Below are 19,157 nucleotides of genomic sequence, written 5' to 3'. Positions count from 1 at the left end.
TTCCATTATTTAAGGATTTGATAAGCTGCTAGTGCTGCAAAATAAGCAATCACGGTCATAGCGGAAAACTGAATCGCAGGCCATTTCCAGCTGTTAGTCTCTCGTTTAACAATAGCTAGTGTACTCATACATTGCATGGCAAATGCATAAAATAATAGCAAGGAAATACCACTTGCAAAATTAAATAATGGTCCACCTAGAATAGGGTTTACCTCAGCTTTCATCCGGTTTTTAATGGTCTCTTCTTCATCGCTACCTACACTGTAAATAGTCGCTAGTGTTCCTACAAATACTTCTCTAGCAGCAAATGAGCTTACAATAGCGATCCCTATTTTCCAATCATAACCTAAAGGTCGCACCGCCGGTTCTATTCCTTTACCTATGTAGCCTATAAAGCTGTATTCTAGTTGTTGTGAGGCGATTTTATTAGTGAGTTCTTCTTCAGACAGGTTCTGACTGGCATATTTTTCTTTTACAATCTCTTCTGCATTAGTAAACTGTTCTCCCATTCCATGACTAGCGAGTAGCCAGAGTATTACAGAGATCGCCATGATAATTTTTCCAGCACCTACTACAAAGCTTTTCGTTTTTTCCAACACTGTAATTCCTACGTTCTTTAACATAGGTAATTTATAAGCAGGCATTTCCATAACAAAAAATGCTTTACGCTTAATAGGTAAGATTTTATTTAGTACCCAAGCTGAGAAAATAGCTGCGCCAAAACCTAATAAATACAACAACATTAAGGTTAAACCTTGCATGTTAAAAATCCACCAGACATGTTGCTCAGGGATCACTAGTGCTATAATGATCAGGTAAACGGGTAATCGTGCAGAGCAAGTTGTAAAGGGTACTACTAGAATAGTGATTAATCGTTCTTTCCAGTCCTCAATATTACGAGTAGCCATGACGGCAGGAATCGCACAAGCTGTTCCTGATACTAGTGGTACGACACTTTTCCCGCTTAAGCCAAATTTCTTCATGATATGATCCATTAAGAAGACCACACGGCTCATGTAACCACTTTCTTCTAGGATCGCAATGAACAAGAATAAAAATGCTATTTGAGGTATAAAAATAACTATTCCGCCTAGTCCAGGAATAATTCCTTCGGCCAGTAGATCTGTAAAAGGTCCATCGGGTAACGTGGTCTGTGTCCAGGAGCTCGCTTTTGCAAAAGCAGAATCAATCCAGTCCATAGGATATGTAGACCAGTCGTAAATCGCTTGAAATATGAGTAATAAAATGATAAAGAAAATAAGGTAACCCCAAACCTTGTGAAGCAAAACACGATCTAATTTAGAGCGTAAATCTTTGGCCTGCGATTTATCTACATTAAGTACTTGAGCCAGCAAACCATTAATAAATTGATAGCGCACCACCGTTTCTTTATGTTGCATTTTTTTCAAATCGCTTTCAGATTTGACTGCAAAACTTGCCGATTTTATTCCCTCTAAGTCTCTATTACGGTCTATTTTACCAAAGTTGACATCCTGAGTAATCACCAACCATAATTTATAGATAGATTGTTTAGGGTAAGCTTTTTTAAGCGTTTCAAAATATGCTGGATCAATAATGGATGCATTTACACAAGGCTCAGATGTTAACGATTTATAATTAATTATGGCTTTTTTTAAATCATCTACTCCTGTGTTTTTGCGAGCACTTACTAATACCACTCGAGTATTGAGTTCTTGCTCCATCAGTTCTATGTCTAGGGAAATGGCTTTGCGCTGCATGCGGTCTGCCATGTTGATTACTAGAATGGTAGGGATTTCTAAATCTTTTATTTGAGTAAAAAGTAGCAAGTTGCGCTTGAGGTTCTCAATATCAGACACTACTACTGCGACATCAGGAAAATCCTTAGAATTTTTATTCAGTAATGTTTCTACCACCACACTTTCATCAAGGCTAGAGGTATTTAAACTGTAAGTTCCTGGTAGGTCTAGGATATGGGCTTTTAATCCACGATCTAGTTTACAAATCCCTTCTTTTTTTTCTACGGTAATTCCTGGGTAATTCCCTACTTTCTGGTTCAGTCCAGTAAGTCTGTTGAACAAGGAGGTTTTACCTGTATTAGGATTCCCTATTAAGGATACATTAATTGATTTACCCATAACGCTCTACGATAATTTGTTGTGCAGTCTCGCGACGTATGGCTAGATAAGTTCCATTTATGTTAAGATATATAGGGTCCTGAAAAGGAGCACTTTCCATCATCACTACAGTATTACCTGGTAAGCATCCCATTTCTAGGAGTTTTAAGGGAACTTGTTCTTCATTAAAAGAAACTATAGTGGCTTTTTCACCACGTTTTAAATGTGCTATCGTATCGCTCAAAGCTTATTTAGAATAAATTTGAATAAGCAAAAGTAAGTCAAGAAATAGGAACGAAAAAATTTAGAATCCTAAACTTTTGTTGGTATTTGATTCTTATCCACTTTGAGCCTTACTGTAGTTTATGGAGTACCATCTCAAAAGTAGTTCCAGCATCTTTTTTACTTTCTGAAACTCTTATTGTTCCATTATGGTAATCTCTTATAATACGGTGTGCTAGGGATAGTCCTAAGCCCCAACCTCTTTTTTTAGTTGTAAATCCAGGAGTGAATACTTTATTCCACTGGCTTTTAGGGATTCCTTTACCGGTATCTGAAATGGTGATAAAAACTTTGTGCGCATCGGCACGTAGATAGATTTTAATGATGCCTTTTCCTTTCATGGCATCGATCCCATTTTTAATCAAGTTTTCTATCACCCAAGCATAAAGTTGCTCGTTGAGCTTTACCATTATAGGTTGACTAGGTAAGTCTACGTTAAATTCTATCAATTTAGAACTGCGAGAAGAAATATAATGAACTGCTTTATCTGTTTGATCTACTATATCCATTTGAGATAATGTAGGTATAGAACCTATTTTAGAGAAACGCTCTGTAATGGTTTGCAGTCGCTCGATGTCTTTTTCCATCTCAGTAATATAACTGGGATCTACATTTGTATCTTTTAACAGTGTAGTCCAGCCTACAAGTGAAGAAAGTGGTGTTCCTATTTGATGCGCACTTTCTTTGGCCATTCCAGCCCAGAGTTTGTTTTGTTCACTAGCTTTGGTAGAACGATAAAAAAACCAGATTAACGCACCAAAAAGCACGAGGATTAAAAGTAGTGCTAGCGGGAAATATTTCATTTTATTTATAATAGGACTATTACCGTAGTAAATGGTCTGAATAGGTTTCCCGTTAAAATTATAGACGAGTGGCTCATTTTCTTCTGCAAACTTTGTAATTAATCGCTGTATGGCGATGCTGTCATTTTTTATTTCTTCTGGAAGATTTCTTAAGGTATGTTCACCCTTTAGATTTTCTACTATCATAGGGACTGTAGTCGCATTTCCCATTACAGTAAGACCTAGTTCACCCATGTTCTCCACGTTAGTGTCTGCTCTGTTAAAATCGCTAGAGGCAATTGAAAATTCTAACATGTTTTTCTGTTCACTTTCTTTAAGCTGCTGGAAAAACTCATAGGTATTCCATAAAATAAGAGCGGTGATGACCATTGCAAAGGCAATAATGACCCATCTTAATATATTTCTATTTGCGGTAAAATTCATGAAGTACGTTAAGGGCTTTAAATATAAGGTTATTTGTGAAACGTGTTAAAAGTCGGTTTATGATTTTGTGCCGTAAAAACAGTTCTCAAAAAAACAATAGTAAACCGCTCCTTTATAAGTTGGGCCTTCAAAAAGCTTTACTAGCTTAAAAGCTGTATACTTTTTAATTTTCTCCTCTTAAAACTGCCAAAACCTGTAAGGTAGGTATCGCAATAGCTCACTTTGCCCATCTTTCCTCGTTTGAGGAAAGGTGCTGTTTTCATTTCTTAAAATATGGAGCATTGAGGTACTTGAAATACTGCTTTAAATTCAAGTTTGATTTCAAGTTCGATTAAAAACCTTACCCTTTAGTCGCTGTACTGATATGTCGCAGTGGTTGGGGAAAAGATTTCAGCTTTAAAAATTATAACTGGCTACTTGCTAAAATAGTCATTTAAAAAACGCCCTAAATTCCATACCTTTACCATCCTTAAAAAAACAAGTTGAAACTAGATCCTAAAGACATAAAAACAGCTCATTTACACGGCATTATGCTAGGTGCGGTGCAACCACGACCTATCGCATTTGCCAGTACGGTAGATGAAGATGGGAACGTGAATTTATCGCCTTATTCTTTTTTTAATGTTTTTAGCGCAAATCCGCCAGTGATGATATTTTCTCCTGCGCGACGTGTAAGAGATAATACTATTAAACATACCTTAATAAACGCTCGTGCTACTGGAGAAGTGGTTATTAATGTGGTAAATTATAACATCGTTCAGCAAATGTCATTGAGCAGTACAGAGTATGGCGCTGGTGTAGACGAGTTTGTAAAAACTGGTTTAACTGCTGTACCGTCAGACATCGTTGCGCCGCCGCGCGTGGCAGAGAGTCCTGTGCAATTTGAATGTAAAGTAAAAGAGATTGTAGAGCTAGGTCAGGAAGGTGGCGCAGGGAATTTAATTATTTGTGAAGTCGTTATGGTTCACGTTAATGATGATATCCTAGACGAAGAAGGGAAAATAGATCAAGTAAAAATAGACACTGTAGCCCGCATGGGTGGTAACTGGTACTGCCGTTCTAAAGATGCCATGTTTGAGGTTCCTAAACCTTTGGCCACGCTAGGTGTAGGTGTAGATGCACTACCAGATCATGCTAGAAATAGTGATATTCTCACGGGTAACGATCTCGGTAAATTAGGAAATGTAGAAGAAGTACCGGATAGGGATGCTGTAATCGCTTTCGCGAAAGCGGAAAAATTACCACCTTTATCCATAGAAGAAAAACATCAACAAGCGCGTGAGCTTATCCTGCAAGGAAATGTAATAGACGCGTGGAAAATATTATTATTATAACATGGAAGTACAAGGAAAAATTAAAGTAATAGGCGAGACAAAAACCTTTGGCGCCAGCGGTTTTCAAAAGCGTGAACTAGTAGTTACGACTGAAGAGCAATATCCACAGCACTTAATGCTAGAATTTGTTCAAGATAAAACGAGTTTACTGGACAGTTTTCAAGTAGGAGAAGCTGTAAAAGTAGGAATTAATTTGAGAGGTCGTGAGTGGACCAGCCCGCAAAACGAGGTGAAGTATTTCAACTCAATCGTGGGATGGAGAATTGAACGTGTAGGCGCTGCTCCAGCGGCACCATCACAGGAAATACCGCCGTTTGATGAGTTTGATCCTATTTCTAACTCTAAAGATGAGGATCACGACGACTTACCTTTCTAAAACCATTTGAAAATGAGATTAGAGCATACTGATTCTCATCATTCAGATTTTAAACTTTTAGTAAAAGAACTCGATAATACTCTAGCCGTTACAGATGGTGATGATCATGCTTTTTATGACCAGTTCAATAAACTGAATCATTTGAATAACGTGATTGTAGCTTATGAAGACGGTATTCCCGTGGGCTGTGGTGCTTTAAAAAAGTATGATACTCAGTCTATGGAGATTAAGAGAATGTATACTAGAAATAATTATAGAGGTAAAGGAATAGCTTCTTCTATTTTAAACGAGCTAGAAAATTGGACTGCTGCGTTAGGTTTTAAACGCTGTATTCTTGAAACAGGTGTGAACCAGCGAGAAGCGATTGCACTTTATAAAAAGAGTGGTTATGAACTCATTAAAAATTATGGTCCTTATGCTGGTGTAGAAAACAGCTTTTGTTTTGAGAAAAAAGTATAGAATTAAAAATCCCAACCATTACAGTTGGGATTTCTTTCTTAATAGGTTTGTCTTCATTACAAACTCAAAAAAAAGCAATGATGAAAATAAATGAGTACTGAAGACCTATCAAATATTGGTATTTTTATAATCATTTCTAAACTTAACTAACTCAAATCGTGCATATACTGAATGAGCAACTCATTTTTCCGCATCCTAGCGCAGCACCAGACCATGGTTTACTGGCCATAGGTGGTGATTTGAGTATAGAAAGACTGTTGCTGGCTTATCGCTCTGGAATTTTTCCTTGGTACAGCGATGATGAACCTATATGCTGGTGGAGTCCAGATCCTAGAATGGTTTTTGATTTATCCCTAGAACAACCCATGCGTGTGTCAAAATCATTACGACAAAGCAAGCGCAATCGTGGTTATTAAGTGAGAGAAAACACTTGTTTCACTGAGGTTATGCAACAATGTGCGCAAGTAAAACGAAAGCATGAAGATGGTACATGGATTAATAATGATTTTATACAGTCTTATGGTAAGTTACACACACTAGGTCATGCAAAAAGTGTAGAGGTTTTTAAAGAAGGAGTTTTAGTAGGTGGATTATATGGTATGGATCTTCCAGAAAAAGGTATCTTTTGTGGAGAATCCATGTTTGCCCTCGCGACTGATGCGAGTAAAATAGCGCTACTCCATCTAGTCAATACCTTAAAAGCAAAAAACTATAAATTCATAGATGCCCAAATTTATAACGATCATTTACATAGTTTAGGCGCTATAGAGGTCGATAGGGCTGTTTTTTTGAGTTATCTGTAAGATTCCTTACCCACTGGTGTAGTCTGTTTGAGTTATGTTATTCCTTTTGGTATTATAATTTTCGTATTATAATTGAAGTTTTAAAACGGAACAGATTTTTTATAAAGAATAGTATAATCCTAGGTTGAGAAATAACGACTTTTCTAAATCTTGGGTGTAATCTTCCCACCTATATTCAGTCACTAGTTGAATTTTCATTTTTTTAAGGATTGCGGTTCCCAGTCCTAGTGCAACACGCTGGTCATATCCAGGTTTCTTTAAGTGTTGTGCTATAAACAGTGCCTCTGCACTTGCGGTTACATACCATTCTCTTGTGTTAATAGACTCACCATTTAAAGGCATGGAGCCTGAGAAACGATAGCGCCATCTATGGGTTAAATCAGTTCCTCTTATGCGTTGATCCCATCGCAATCTATGAGCTATTTTAAGGGCATTATACTTACGGGCATGAACAAACTGTTCTGTAAAACGTAACTCTTCTGGTCGCTGGTTATCAAAAACTTCTCTATACATTACTCCAGCACCTAATTGCGTGTAAAAACCTAGATCATAGCTTGCAAACTGCGCAGCTTGCACATGTAATCCTTGCACACCATTTACAAGAATATTACGCTGCTCAATAGCCGTATTATAACTCCATCTACCATTATTATTCCATGCTAGATTTAGGGAAGGTTGTGCGATAAAATCATCCACAACTTGTGCTGTACTCATAAATGACAGCATTAAAAGAGCTAGAGTTCTAAAAAAGGATAAAGTCATATTCTAGCCTTTTTACATTTCTTTGCCTTATTAAAATACCTTCTTTGCTGTATAACATTTCTTTACGATAGATTTTTCTGTTCTCCTTAAAGGCCACAATAAGTTCATAGTTATCAAACTCATTGTTATCTATTTGTAAAGTAATGGAAGATGGATTTTGCTCATTAATCAAGTATTGTTCCTGTACTTTTTCAATCTTATACTGCTGAGCAATTTTATGCAGTTCCTTTTTAATAAGCTCAAAGGCAACTTTTTTAATTTCTTTTTTCTTAATGTCCTTTTCTATATCTATCAAGAGTCCTAATTCATTAAACTCAGCACTATATCTGCGGCCACGGCGCTTATATTTTGCCTCATAAGATGTTAGATACCCATCGGTTTCTTTGTAATATTTGATCTGTTGATCTGTTTTAGTTATTTGAGAGAGCAGTTGAACAGCGCTCTTAGGAAAGTCTGAGGCATTTACTCGTTCTTCTTGCTCCATTTTTACTGTTTGCACCTGTTGTGCTTTTGAGAAATCTGCTTTTGCAAAAGCGAATAATAAAAATAATACAAGACTATACCTCTTCATACCGGTGACAATTAACTTCGTGATCGTTTACCATTCCAGTGGCTTGCATAAATGCATAGATTATGGTGGAGCCTACAAATTTAAAACCTCGTTTCTTTAAATCTTTAGAAATTTGGTCAGAAATTGCTGTGTTTGCTGGAGTGTCTTTATAATTTTTCCATTTGTTTTTAATGGGTTTTCCATCTACATAATCCCACATGAATTTTGAAAAACTACCATGCTCTTTCTGGATTTCTAGAAAAAGCTGGGCATTTGTAATGATAGATTTTACCTTTAATTTATTTCTTATAATCCCAGCATTGAGCAATAGCTCATCTTGTTTAGCCTGATCATAAGCAGCTATTTTATGAATATCAAACTGGTCAAGTGCGTTAAAATAATTTTGCCGTTTCTTTAAAATAGTGATCCAGCTCAAACCAGCCTGCATCGTTTCTAAAATAAGAAATTCAAACAGCGTTTGATCATCATACACGGGAACGCCCCATTCTTGATCATGATATGCTTCATACATATCATCTCCTATACACCAGCCACATTTATGCTTTTCCATAAACCGAATTTAAGAACACTAGAGCAAAGTATGATCATAGGTTCCATCTTTTAACTATGAGTTCGTAATTTCTGTTTTATCTTTATCAACTATGAAAAGAATACTCCTGCTTTGTACCACGGTCTTGATCATGTCCTGTGGTTCTCAAAAAGCCATCGATCACAATACTGTAGCACAAACTATAGATAACTGGCACCTCGCTGCGGCACAAGCAAATTTTGATAATTACTTTAACCTTATGACCAGCGATGCTGTTTTTATAGGTACTGATGCGACTGAAAACTGGCAAATAGAAGAGTTTAAAGCCTTTTCAAAACCATACTTTGATAGAGGGAAAGCTTGGTCTTTTACATCTTTAGAACGTAACATTTACCATCATAATGGTGTCGTTTACTTTGATGAATTGCTGGACACACAAATGGGAATATGTCGCGGTAGTGGTATTTTAAAAAGGGAAGATGGAAATTATAAAATCGCTCATTACGTTTTATCCATAGCGGTTCCTAATGAAAATGTTTCTTCACTTACAGAACTCAAGAAACAATGGGATGCAGATTATGTGGAAGAATTAAAAACAAAAAACATTTCCAAACTACTTCAAGGAAAAATTCAATAAAAATTATGAAAAGAGAACTTACCTTACTATTACTGCTGTGTGTCATGTTCAGTGTTGCACAAAAACAAGCACTCACTCACGATGATTATGATTTATGGAAACGCGTGAGCACAACTAAAATATCTGATAATGGTAAAGTATCTGCTATATCTGTAGTTACATCAACTGGTGCTGGAGATGGGTATTTAGAAATCCATAATTTAGATACTGGTAGTAAAACTACATTCTTCAATGGAGTGAGCCCACATATTTCACCAGATGAGAAATATGTCTATTTTTTGAAGAAGCCCGCTTATGAGAAATCACGCCAAGAGAAAAAAGACGAAGTAAAAAAAGACAAGCAGTCTAAAAACACCTTTATGGTTTATGATGTTCAACAAGAGAAAATAGTCGACTCTGTTGGGCGAGTGAAAAAATTCTACGCATCAGATAAAACGGCTGGTTATGTGATTATAGAACATCACAAAGATTTAAAACCAGAGAAAAAAGAAATCAAGGAAACTGCAAAGGAAAAAAAGAAACGTCTTAAACGTGAAAAAAGAGAACGCAAAAAGAATAAAGGCAAAAAGAAAAAAGAAAAGCCTGATTATTTAAAAGAAGATTACCTCATCGTTTACAAGCCAGCAACAAGCTTTAAGGACACCATTACAGACATTAAAGATTATGATACTGCTGAAGAAGGAATGGCGTTTATCTACTCCCGTAAAAAAGGAAAGAACAAAAAAGATCATGGTGTATATTTTTATAATATCACTACAGAAGAGTCAAAAGAAATTCAAAGCGATTCTTGGACCTACGATAAATTGAGCATCGATAAATATGGTAAGCAAGCTGCTTATTATGTGGCAAAAGACAGTGCTGCTATCGATTCCTTGAAATATGATTTACACTTTCTAAAAAGCCTAGACACCACTCCAAAAAAAATCGCTGGAACCGATATTAATGTTGCAGCAAACTGGCAATTAACTAAAGGCCGCTCGCCTTACTTTTCAGAAAATGGAAAACGTCTCTTTTTCTATACACAACCAAGATTAGAGTACACTATAGATACCACTTTAATGGATGATGAGATTGCACAGGTAGATGTGTGGAATTATAAAGATCGTATGACCCAACCCGAGCAAAAACTTAGAAAAAGTCGATTGCAAAATAAATCTACAGAGCAATTTTATGATACGGCAACAGGTGAGATTATAAACCTTAATAGTTATGATGCAACTGGAACTTTATGGGATCGTGATTTAGAGAAAAACCTAGTCCTAATAGCAGATAATGAAAAGTACGACATAGCGCGTTCTTGGGAATATCCTTGGAGAACAGATTATTATTTACAAAATGTATTTACTGGAGAAAGAGAGTTGCTCCTTGCAAACTCAGGAAGCAGGCCGCAATTTAATCCCGCTCATACTCATGTAGTTTACTACAATTTTGATGATCGACACTGGCATAGTATTAATTTAAACACCTTGCTGGATAAGAGTCTTACACAGGGATTGGGCGTGGCTTTTCACGATGTGGATGATGATCATCCTGCTTTGCCGCCTTCTTATGGTTTTGGCGGTTTTGATAAAGAAGGAAAAGCTATTTTACAAGATAAATACGATCTATGGACGGTAGATCTAAGTACCAGTCAAGCACCTCAACGTATTACAAAAGGTCGAGAAAGTAACATCACTTATCGTACTGAAAATTTAGATCCAGAAAATCGCAGTTTAGCAACTTATCTTAATGATAAAATGTTATTGAGTAGTTTTAACCACATTACTAAGGATTCATATATACATCTATTAGGAAATGATGGTATGGAATATTTTGTAAAGCATGAAGGTTTTGATAATTCTGCTTTCGCGAAAGCGAAAAACGACAACACCTTACTCTACAGAAAATCTAACTTCCAGAACTATCCAGACGTTTATATAGCTGGAGAAAAAGGAATGGAACGTTTAACCAATATAAATCCACAACAGGACGATTTTAAATGGGGAAGCGTTGAGTTGTTTACTTGGAATGCTTATGACGGTACAAAACTAGAAGGTTTGATTTACAAGCCAGAAGATTTTGATCCAGCAAAAAAATATCCAATGATTGTATACTTCTACGAGAAGTATTCAGATCGTCTACATGGATATCGCTCTCCTCAGCCTAGTGCGAGTACGGTAAATTTTTCTTATTTAACAAGTAATGATTATCTGGTATTTGTTCCAGACATCGTTTATAAAGATGGTCATCCTGGAGAAAGTGCTTATAACTGTATCGTTTCAGGAACTGAGGCAGTTGCACAATTGGGCTATGTAGACCGTGACGCAATGGCTTTACAAGGGCAAAGTTGGGGTGGTTATCAAACGGCTTATCTAGTTACTCGCACAAACATGTATGCAGCAGCAATGGCAGGAGCACCAGTTTCAAACATGACAAGTGCTTATGGTGGGATACGCTGGGGTAGTGGTTTGAGTAGAGCATTTCAATATGAAAGAACTCAAACCCGTATCGGTAAAAACCTTTGGGAAGGATTAGATCTCTATATGGAAAACTCTCCTTTATTTCATATTCCTAAAATTGAAACACCTCTTTTAATGATGCACAATGATGAAGATGGAGCTGTTCCTTATTATCAAGGAATAGAGATGTTCATGGGAATGCGCCGTTTAAATAAGCCCGCATGGTTGCTCGTTTATAATAAAGAAGCACACAACTTGCGCAAAATGAAAAATAAAAGAGACTTATCAGTGCGCATGATGCAATTCTTTGATCACTTTTTAAAAGGTGAAGATGCTCCTGTATGGATGACTCAAGGGCTAAGTGCCGACAAAAAGGGGAAACAAATGGGCTATAAACTAGACTCCAGCAGCTCCATTAAAATGTAGGAAAGTGATACGTGAACTTTAGTAAATGATAGACGAAGTACATGTTTTGTTGAAAAAAATCTAATTTTTGTCAGTTTACGTATGTATTAAGACAAAATTAAGTAGCTGTTACTGAATCGTGACACCTGCGTATTATATTGCACAACGATAAAAACATAATTATGAGATTATTCCCCTTGTTATTCTTCTTTATAGGATTATTTCTTGCGACAGCACAACCTGGCACAGATAATCCATGGATGGAGCAATTAAGAGAGCAAAAAAGTGGAGCGTTAACCTATCAAGAAATTGTGGATGCGGGAAACGCTTACTGGGCAACTCATGATAAAGACGCAAAAGGTAGTGGATACAAGCCGTTTATGAGATGGGTAAATGCTGCACAGGCTTATGTAAAAAGAGATGGAACACTACAAGGTGCTAGAGATATTGCTCAGATTCTTAACAGCCGTGATATACAAAAATCGACAGAATCTTTTAATTCAAACTGGAACCCTATAGGCCCTATTACGGTTTTTGGAACCGGATCCTGGTCTACTGGCCAAGGTCGAGTAAATACAATTGCAGTAGACCCAATTAACCCTAATGTGTACTATTTAGGCGCTCCAGCTGGTGGAGTTTGGAAGTCTACAGATGCTGGAGTTAGTTGGACTCCATTAACAGATTTCTTCACACAAATAGGTGTAAGTGCTATAGCTATAGACCCCACAAACACTGACGTAATTTATATAGGTACAGGAGATGATGATGCAAGTGATAGCTACAGTATAGGTCTTATGAAATCTACTGATGGTGGACAAACTTGGAACTCTACAGGCTTAAGTTTTACGGGTAGTGTAGCAAATATTAGTGAGGTTTATATAGATCCTACTGATAACACTAATATTTTGGTGTCTTCAAATCAAGGGTTCTTTAGGTCTACAAATAGTGGAAATACCTTTACAAGGTCTTTTACAGGGAATGTAAAAGATATTAAGTTTAAACCTGGGTCTCCAGACACCATCTACTTAAGCACTAATAATGCTTTTTATATCTCTACAGATAATGGTATTACCTTTTCTCAACCTTCAACAGGACTGCCTGCTGGAATGAGACGTAGTGTGATAGGTGTAACTCCAGCAAATTCAAATTATGTTTATTTATTGATCATAGACAATAGTGCAAATCTAATGGGTGTTTATAGATCTACAAATAGCGGGCAATCTTTTACAAGAAGAGATAATGGAACAGATATTCTCGAAAGCGGGCAAGGTAATTTTGATTTAGCACTTGAAGTTTCTCCTACTGATGCAAACGTGGTTTATACGGGATGTTTAAATATATGGCGCTCTTTTAATGGAGGATCCTCGTTTTCAAAATTAAATTCTTGGAGCAACCCTGCGGGAAGTAGTTATACTCATGCAGATATTCATCAAATAAGACAATTTGGTAGTGATGTATTTGCAATGACTGATGGTGGTGTTTATCGCAGTGGTAATTTAGGAAACACATTTACTAACTTAACTGCTGGTGCTCAAATAGGTCAGTTTTATAGAATTGCAGTAAGTTCACAATCGAGTGCACAAATAGTAGGTGGCTTACAAGATAATGGTGGACAAACAAGAAGTGGTAATCAATGGAAAAATTTTTATGGCGCTGATGGTATGGATGGAGGAATTGATCCATTTGATAGCAATATACGATACGGATTTATTCAAAATGGCGGAGGTTTATACTTTACTGATAATGCGGGTAATAGTTTACAAGGTTCCATTAACAGACCATCTGGAGAAAGCGGTAACTGGATTACTCCATTAAAAACAGATTCCCAAGGAACAATTTATGTAGGATATACAAGACTTTACAAGGTACAAAATGGATCTTTTTCGCCGGTTTCTTTACAATTTGCAAGTAATATTGATGTGATAGAAATAGATCCGCAAAATGATAATATTATTTATTTGGCTATTAACAGTCAGTTGTATCGTAGTGTGAATGCTGGAGTTAATTTTGCTCTGGTAAGTGGATTTAATCAAGATATTGCGGCTATAGAAGTAAGTAATAGCGATAGTAATGTTGTATATGTATCAACACGCTTTTCTTTTGGGAAAGTTTATAAGAGTATTAATCAAGGTAATAGCTTTACAGACATCACTTCAAACCTACCAGACCTAGGAAAGAATACTCTAGCCAGCTTACCTTTAAGTTTGGACGGTGTCTTATTTGTAGGTACTTCAAGAGGTGTTTATAAGTATGATGATGTGAGCCAGCAGTGGTCTACTTTTAATAATAATCTGCCAAATGTTAGCGTAAGAGACCTGGAGATCAACGCAACAGATAATATTCTAACAGCTGGAACTTATGGTAGAGGAATATGGCAAACATCTGCCTTTGCAGATCCGCCAACTACAGATATTAATTTGGTAAGTATTACTACATCAAATACGATGATCTCCTGTGGTGATTCTGATGTAGATGTTCTTATTGAAAATGGCGGCACAAATAGTGTAAATAGTTTTAATGTCTCTTACTCTTTAAATGGTGGCGCTGTAGTAAGCAATAATTATGCTACTAATATTCCATCACAAGGTCAAACCACAGTCACTTTATCTGGATTAAATCTAGCCTTAGGAGTCAACGATCTAAGTGTTACCATTGACACTTTCAATGATGCATTTGCAAGTAATAATAATGATTCTATTTCCATACTTAAAAATAATATTGGTGTCGCAAATGATGTTCATCAATTTGAAAATAGAGATTTCTTAACGTTCAATGAGACTGGAGGAACTGCATTATGGGAACGAGGTGTTCCTGCAGGATCGGTGCTTAATCAAGCAGCCAGCGGAACTCAAGTTTATGGAACTAATCTAATAGGTAATCATCCTGATGACACTATAGCTTATCTATTTACAGGATGTTATGATTTAACAAGTATCACAAATCCTACCTTGCAGTTTGAAATGGCTTTTGAGTTAGAACAAGATTGGGATCTTATGTACATGGAATACAGTGTAGATGGTGGAAGTAACTGGAATGTTCTTGGTAGTTCTACTGATCCTAATTGGTACAACTCTAGTCGTAGTCCTAACGGAATTAACTGCTTTAACTGTGTAGGTGCTCAATGGACTGGTACAGATGCTACCATGAAGACATATTCTTATGATCTTACTGCTTTTAATGCCGAAAACAACATTGTATTTAGGTACGTTTTTCATTCCGATCAGTCGGTAACTGAAGAAGGCGTTATTATAGATAATGTAGTAGTAACAGGAACTCTAAGTAATGAAGATTTAAATTTAGAAAACTCTTTCAAAGTATTTCCTAACCCATCAAACGGTAACTTTACCTTATCATGGAACAGTCTCGATGATTTTGATTACAGCATTTATGATGTTTCTGGAAAGCTAATAACTTCCAGAAATAATAATTCTGGAAATCAACATACCATAGATTTAAATGGCGTGGCGCAAGGAATGTATTTCTTAAACATTACTACGGCTACTGGAACGGTTACAGAAAAACTAATTATTAAATAATCATCCAACACGAAATTTCTAAAAGCCTACAATTGTGGGCTTTTTCTTTGACAGCTAGTTAATTATAATTTAAATAGATGTTAAGGAGTGCAAACTATTATTATATTTCGTGATATTTTTTTAATAAGCGTCAACTAACCTTAATATATACCTTAAAAAATGAAATTAAAACATTCCATAATAGTCGCTTGTGCAGCAGCTATTACCATCACATCATGTGATAAAAAAGAAGAAACTTATCCTGGTCTAGACATGACAGCGATGGACACCAGTGTTTCTCCCAAAGATGACTTCTATCGTTATGTAAATGGTACCTGGATAGATTCTACAGAAATCCCTGCAGACCAAACCGTTTGGGGTGGTTTTAATAAGCTCAGAAAAGATACCGATGCAGATGTGCTCGCTATTTTAGACCGAGCAATGAATGATAAAGATCTGGACCAGTCTTCTGATCAAGCAAAAGCTGTTTTTGTCTATCAAAGCATTATGGATACTGAGGCGAGAGATAAAGCAGGTTATGAGCCACTCAAGCCTTATCTAGAGCAAATAGAAGCCATAGAATCTGTAGACGAGATTCCTGCGCTATTAGCAGACCTATCTTCAAAAGGTCTTAGAGGTTTTTACGGTTTTCGTGTAGGACCAGATGCTCAAAATACAGATATGAATGTAGCTCAAATGGGTCCTGGCGCATTAGGAATGCAACGTGAATATTATGTAGATCTAGAAGATGCTGATAATGTAGAAAAGCTAGCTGCTTATGAAAAGCACGTTACTCGCATGCTCACACTCACTGGAACAAGTGAAGAACAAGCAGCACAAGATGCAAAAACAGTAGTCGCTATTGAAACTGAAATGGCTCAACCTAGACTTGACAAAGTAGCAAGTAGAGATCCATTGAAGCGCTACAACCCTATGAGTATGGAAGAGTTCAAATCTCTTGTTCCTGCAATAGATTGGGAAGATTATTTTGATGAACTTGATGTTAAAGAGTTTGATACAATTATTGTTTCTCAACCAGAATATATGACCGCTCTTAACAATATGTGGAATAATAGCAATTTAGAGGCTATGAAAACCTACATGCGCTGGACGATGATCAATAGTGCCTCAAACCTTTTATCTACAGAGATAGAAGATGCAAACTGGGATTTCTATAGCAAAACCATGCGCGGTGCAAAAGAGCAACGACCACGCGATGAACGAGCGCTTGGAGCTGTAAATGGATCTTTAGGGGAAGCGCTAGGGCAACTTTATGTAAGTGAAAAATTCCCTGCAGAGGCAAAAGCCAAAGCCAAAGAAATGATCGAGTACGTAAAAAAAGCATATGAAGTGCGCATTAACGGACTTGAATGGATGAGCCCAGAAACTAAGACCAAAGCTATTGAAAAGCTTAACGGTATGACCATTAAAATAGGCTATCCAGATAAGTGGAAAGATTATTCTGAAATGGAAATTAAAAGCCCAGCAAATGGTGGAACCTTATTTGATAATATGCTCGCCGTTCAAGAATGGAATTACCGCGATAACCTAGAAAAATTAGGTAAGCAAGTAGATAAAACCGAGTGGTTCATGTCTCCACAAACGGTAAATGCTTATTACAATCCATATTATAATGAGATTGTTTTCCCAGCAGCCATTTTACAATCACCATTCTATGACTACAAGGCAGATGCTGCTTTTAACTTCGGAGGAATGGGCGCTGTGATAGGGCATGAAATCTCTCATGGTTTTGATGATAGCGGTGCAAAATTTGACGCTGATGGAAACATGACCAACTGGTGGACAGATAATGATAAAACCCAATTTGAAACACTCGGTAAAGACCTTGCTAACCAGTACAGCGCTATAGAAGTATTGCCAGGCGTTAATATCAACGGAGAATTTACCTTGGGAGAAAACATAGGTGATTTAGGTGGAGTAAATGCCGCATATGACGCTCACCAGTTATGGATGGAAGATAAAGGTCGCCCTGGAGACATCGATGGATTTACACCAGAACAGCGATTTTTCTTAAGCTGGGCAACGGTATGGCGCACAAAAATGCGAGAAGAGGCTCTTAAACAACGTATCAAAGGAGACACGCACTCGCCAGGTATGTATCGCGGTTATGTGCCGCTTCAAAATATAGATGCTTTTTATGATGCATTTGAAATCACAGAAATGGACGGTATGTACATAGAACCAGAAAAACGTATTAAAATCTGGTAATTACCTACTCATAAATCTAAAGGCTTTCTTAATAGAGAGCCTTTTTTATACAGTTCTATTATCTTTAGACCAGCAATAAATCCCATATTATGAAAAATGTATTACTCCTAGCATTAGTGGTGTTAGGTTCCGCTTTCGCGAAAGCGCAATCACTAACAGCCGAAGACTACATAAAGGCAAACTACACAAAAACCATCCACCAGATAGAGATGCGTGATGGAGTCAAACTATACACGCACGTTTACAGCCCTAAAGACACCTCAAAGGAATATCCCATTATGATGCAACGCACTTGTTACAGCGTGCGACCTTATGGAGAAAACACTTATCCTAAAAGACTGGGCCCTAACGAGATACTTATGAAAGAAGGTTATATTTTTGTCTATCAAGACGTGCGCGGTAGATGGATGAGTGAAGGAGATTTTGATAACATGCGACCTAATATCCCTGGAAATGATGTTAATAATAAACATGATATAGACGAAAGTTCAGATACTTATGACACCATAGAATGGTTGATTAATAACGTTCCAAATAACAACAGGAAAGTAGGGCAATGGGGAATATCTTATCCAGGATTCTACACCGCAGCAGCACTGCCAGATGCACATCCAGCACTAGTTGCCAGTTCACCTCAAGCACCTATAGGTGATTTTTTCTTTGATGATTTTCATCACATGGGAGCAACCTTGCAAAGTTACATATTTGCATATCCAGTGTTTGGACATCAAACAGAGCCTACCACAAAAAGCTGGTATAATGATAAATGGGACAAACTAAGAGCTGCAGGCAGCATGACCGACTCTTATAAATTCAATCTCGAGTTAGGTCCACTAAAAAATGTAACCGAAAATATTTATCCCGATAATTTTTTCTGGAAAGATGTTGCTACGCATCCTAATTATGACGAGTTCTGGCAAAAACGAGCAATCATTAATCATTATCAAAATGTCGATCATGCCGTAATGACCGTAGGTGGCTGGTTTGATGCTGAGGATTTATACGGACCACTTAATATCTATAAAACGGTAGAACGCAATAATCCAGATAATAAGAATAATACCATTGTTATGGGACCATGGAGTCATGGGAACTGGGCACGTGAACCAGGTAAGCAAATGGTAAATCACATCCACTTTGGAGATAACCTTTCTACTTTTTATCATCGTGAAATAGAAACACCATTCTTTGAACATCATTTAAAAGGAGAAAAAAACCCGCAATTACCAGAGGCTTATATGTTTGACACGGGATTAAAGCAATGGGAAAAGTTTATGCAGTGGCCACCACAGCAAGAGGAGATTGTTTTTAGTTTTAGTAATGATGGTAAATTATTAATCAATAAAAAGTCCGACCAAAACGCAAGGTTTTCCTATACTAGTGATCCTTCAAAACCAGTTCCATTTAGAAGTGAGATTACACCAGTAACTTTTACACCTAGAGCTTATATGACCGATGACCAGCGCCATGCTAGTAGAAGGCCCGATGTGCTTAC

General features: G+C 37.0%; 14 protein-coding genes and 1 pseudogene. 9 read left to right on the top strand and 6 right to left on the bottom strand.

The annotated features are described in order from the left end of the window. Positions 1–5: 5 nt before the first annotated feature. The 3 genes from feoB to ACTF48_RS07310 form a co-directional block, all read right to left on the bottom strand. The gene (gene feoB, locus ACTF48_RS07320) at positions 6–2,117 is read right to left on the bottom strand and encodes a ferrous iron transport protein B (RefSeq protein ID WP_438962500.1); all 2,112 of its coding nucleotides are present in this window, start codon (positions 2,115–2,117) and stop codon (positions 6–8) included. Next, positions 2,110–2,340 carry a FeoA family protein gene (locus tag ACTF48_RS07315; RefSeq protein ID WP_438962499.1) on the bottom strand — a complete coding sequence of 77 codons (231 nt, stop codon included), beginning with the start codon at positions 2,338–2,340 and terminating at the stop codon, positions 2,110–2,112. Before ACTF48_RS07315 ends, feoB begins: the two co-directional genes overlap by 8 nt. A gap of 109 nt (positions 2,341–2,449) precedes the next feature. After that, positions 2,450–3,604, bottom strand: coding sequence for a sensor histidine kinase (locus ACTF48_RS07310; RefSeq protein ID WP_438962498.1), 1,155 nt, complete (start codon positions 3,602–3,604; stop codon positions 2,450–2,452). A 530-nt stretch (positions 3,605–4,134) separates the two neighbouring features. Between ACTF48_RS07310 and ACTF48_RS07305 the strand changes: the two genes are divergently transcribed. From ACTF48_RS07305 to aat, 4 genes and pseudogenes are all read left to right on the top strand, one after another. Beyond that, the gene (locus ACTF48_RS07305; protein ID WP_438962514.1) at positions 4,135–4,938 is read left to right on the top strand and encodes a flavin reductase family protein; all 804 of its coding nucleotides are present in this window, start codon (positions 4,135–4,137) and stop codon (positions 4,936–4,938) included. A gap of 1 nt (position 4,939) precedes the next feature. Beyond that, entirely contained in the window at positions 4,940–5,314 is a 375-nt protein-coding gene (locus tag ACTF48_RS07300; RefSeq protein ID WP_438962497.1) for a DUF3127 domain-containing protein, read from the top strand. Positions 5,315–5,326: 12 nt separating this feature from the next. Beyond that, on the top strand, positions 5,327–5,773 hold the full coding sequence (locus ACTF48_RS07295; protein WP_438962496.1) for a GNAT family N-acetyltransferase: 447 nt from the start codon (positions 5,327–5,329) through the stop codon (positions 5,771–5,773). 158 nt (positions 5,774–5,931) lie between these two features. Then, positions 5,932–6,576, top strand: a pseudogene (gene aat / locus ACTF48_RS07290) (leucyl/phenylalanyl-tRNA--protein transferase). Positions 6,577–6,675: 99 nt separating this feature from the next. Here the strand turns inward: aat and ACTF48_RS07285 are convergent. The 3 genes from ACTF48_RS07285 to ACTF48_RS07275 are packed head-to-tail and all read right to left on the bottom strand — an operon-like array spanning position 6,676 to position 8,459. Beyond that, positions 6,676–7,338, bottom strand: coding sequence for a DUF2490 domain-containing protein (locus ACTF48_RS07285; protein ID WP_438962495.1), 663 nt, complete (start codon positions 7,336–7,338; stop codon positions 6,676–6,678). Then, positions 7,319–7,909, bottom strand: coding sequence for a hypothetical protein (locus ACTF48_RS07280; RefSeq protein ID WP_438962494.1), 591 nt, complete (start codon positions 7,907–7,909; stop codon positions 7,319–7,321). Before ACTF48_RS07280 ends, ACTF48_RS07285 begins: the two co-directional genes overlap by 20 nt. After that, positions 7,896–8,459 carry a DNA-3-methyladenine glycosylase I gene (locus ACTF48_RS07275; RefSeq protein WP_438962493.1) on the bottom strand — a complete coding sequence of 188 codons (564 nt, stop codon included), beginning with the start codon at positions 8,457–8,459 and terminating at the stop codon, positions 7,896–7,898. Before ACTF48_RS07275 ends, ACTF48_RS07280 begins: the two co-directional genes overlap by 14 nt. Positions 8,460–8,550: 91 nt before the next feature. Here ACTF48_RS07275 and ACTF48_RS07270 point away from each other — a divergent pair, with 91 nt between their 5' ends. The 5 genes from ACTF48_RS07270 to ACTF48_RS07250 all read left to right on the top strand — a co-directional run. Next, positions 8,551–9,075, top strand: coding sequence for a nuclear transport factor 2 family protein (locus ACTF48_RS07270; RefSeq protein ID WP_438962492.1), 525 nt, complete (start codon positions 8,551–8,553; stop codon positions 9,073–9,075). Positions 9,076–9,080: 5 nt separating this feature from the next. Beyond that, positions 9,081–11,939, top strand: a complete 2,859-nt coding sequence (locus ACTF48_RS07265; protein ID WP_438962491.1) for an alpha/beta hydrolase family protein — start codon at positions 9,081–9,083, stop codon at positions 11,937–11,939. Between the two features lie 161 nt (positions 11,940–12,100). After that, the gene (locus ACTF48_RS07260; protein ID WP_438962490.1) at positions 12,101–15,454 is read left to right on the top strand and encodes a T9SS type A sorting domain-containing protein; all 3,354 of its coding nucleotides are present in this window, start codon (positions 12,101–12,103) and stop codon (positions 15,452–15,454) included. A 159-nt stretch (positions 15,455–15,613) separates the two neighbouring features. After that, a complete protein-coding gene (locus ACTF48_RS07255) occupies positions 15,614–17,662 on the top strand; it encodes a M13 family metallopeptidase (protein ID WP_438962489.1) in 2,049 nt (682 codons plus the stop codon). A gap of 89 nt (positions 17,663–17,751) precedes the next feature. Further along, positions 17,752–19,157, top strand: a 1,406-nt coding sequence (locus ACTF48_RS07250) for a CocE/NonD family hydrolase (protein ID WP_438962488.1), incomplete at its 3' end; no start/stop codon positions are given.

Origin of the sequence: Nonlabens sp., assembly GCF_965660805.1 — a bacterium.
GTDB lineage: Bacteria > Bacteroidota > Bacteroidia > Flavobacteriales > Flavobacteriaceae > Nonlabens.
The sequence above is the reverse complement of the archived record's forward strand: the minus strand, read 5'-3'. Positions and strand labels throughout refer to the sequence as shown.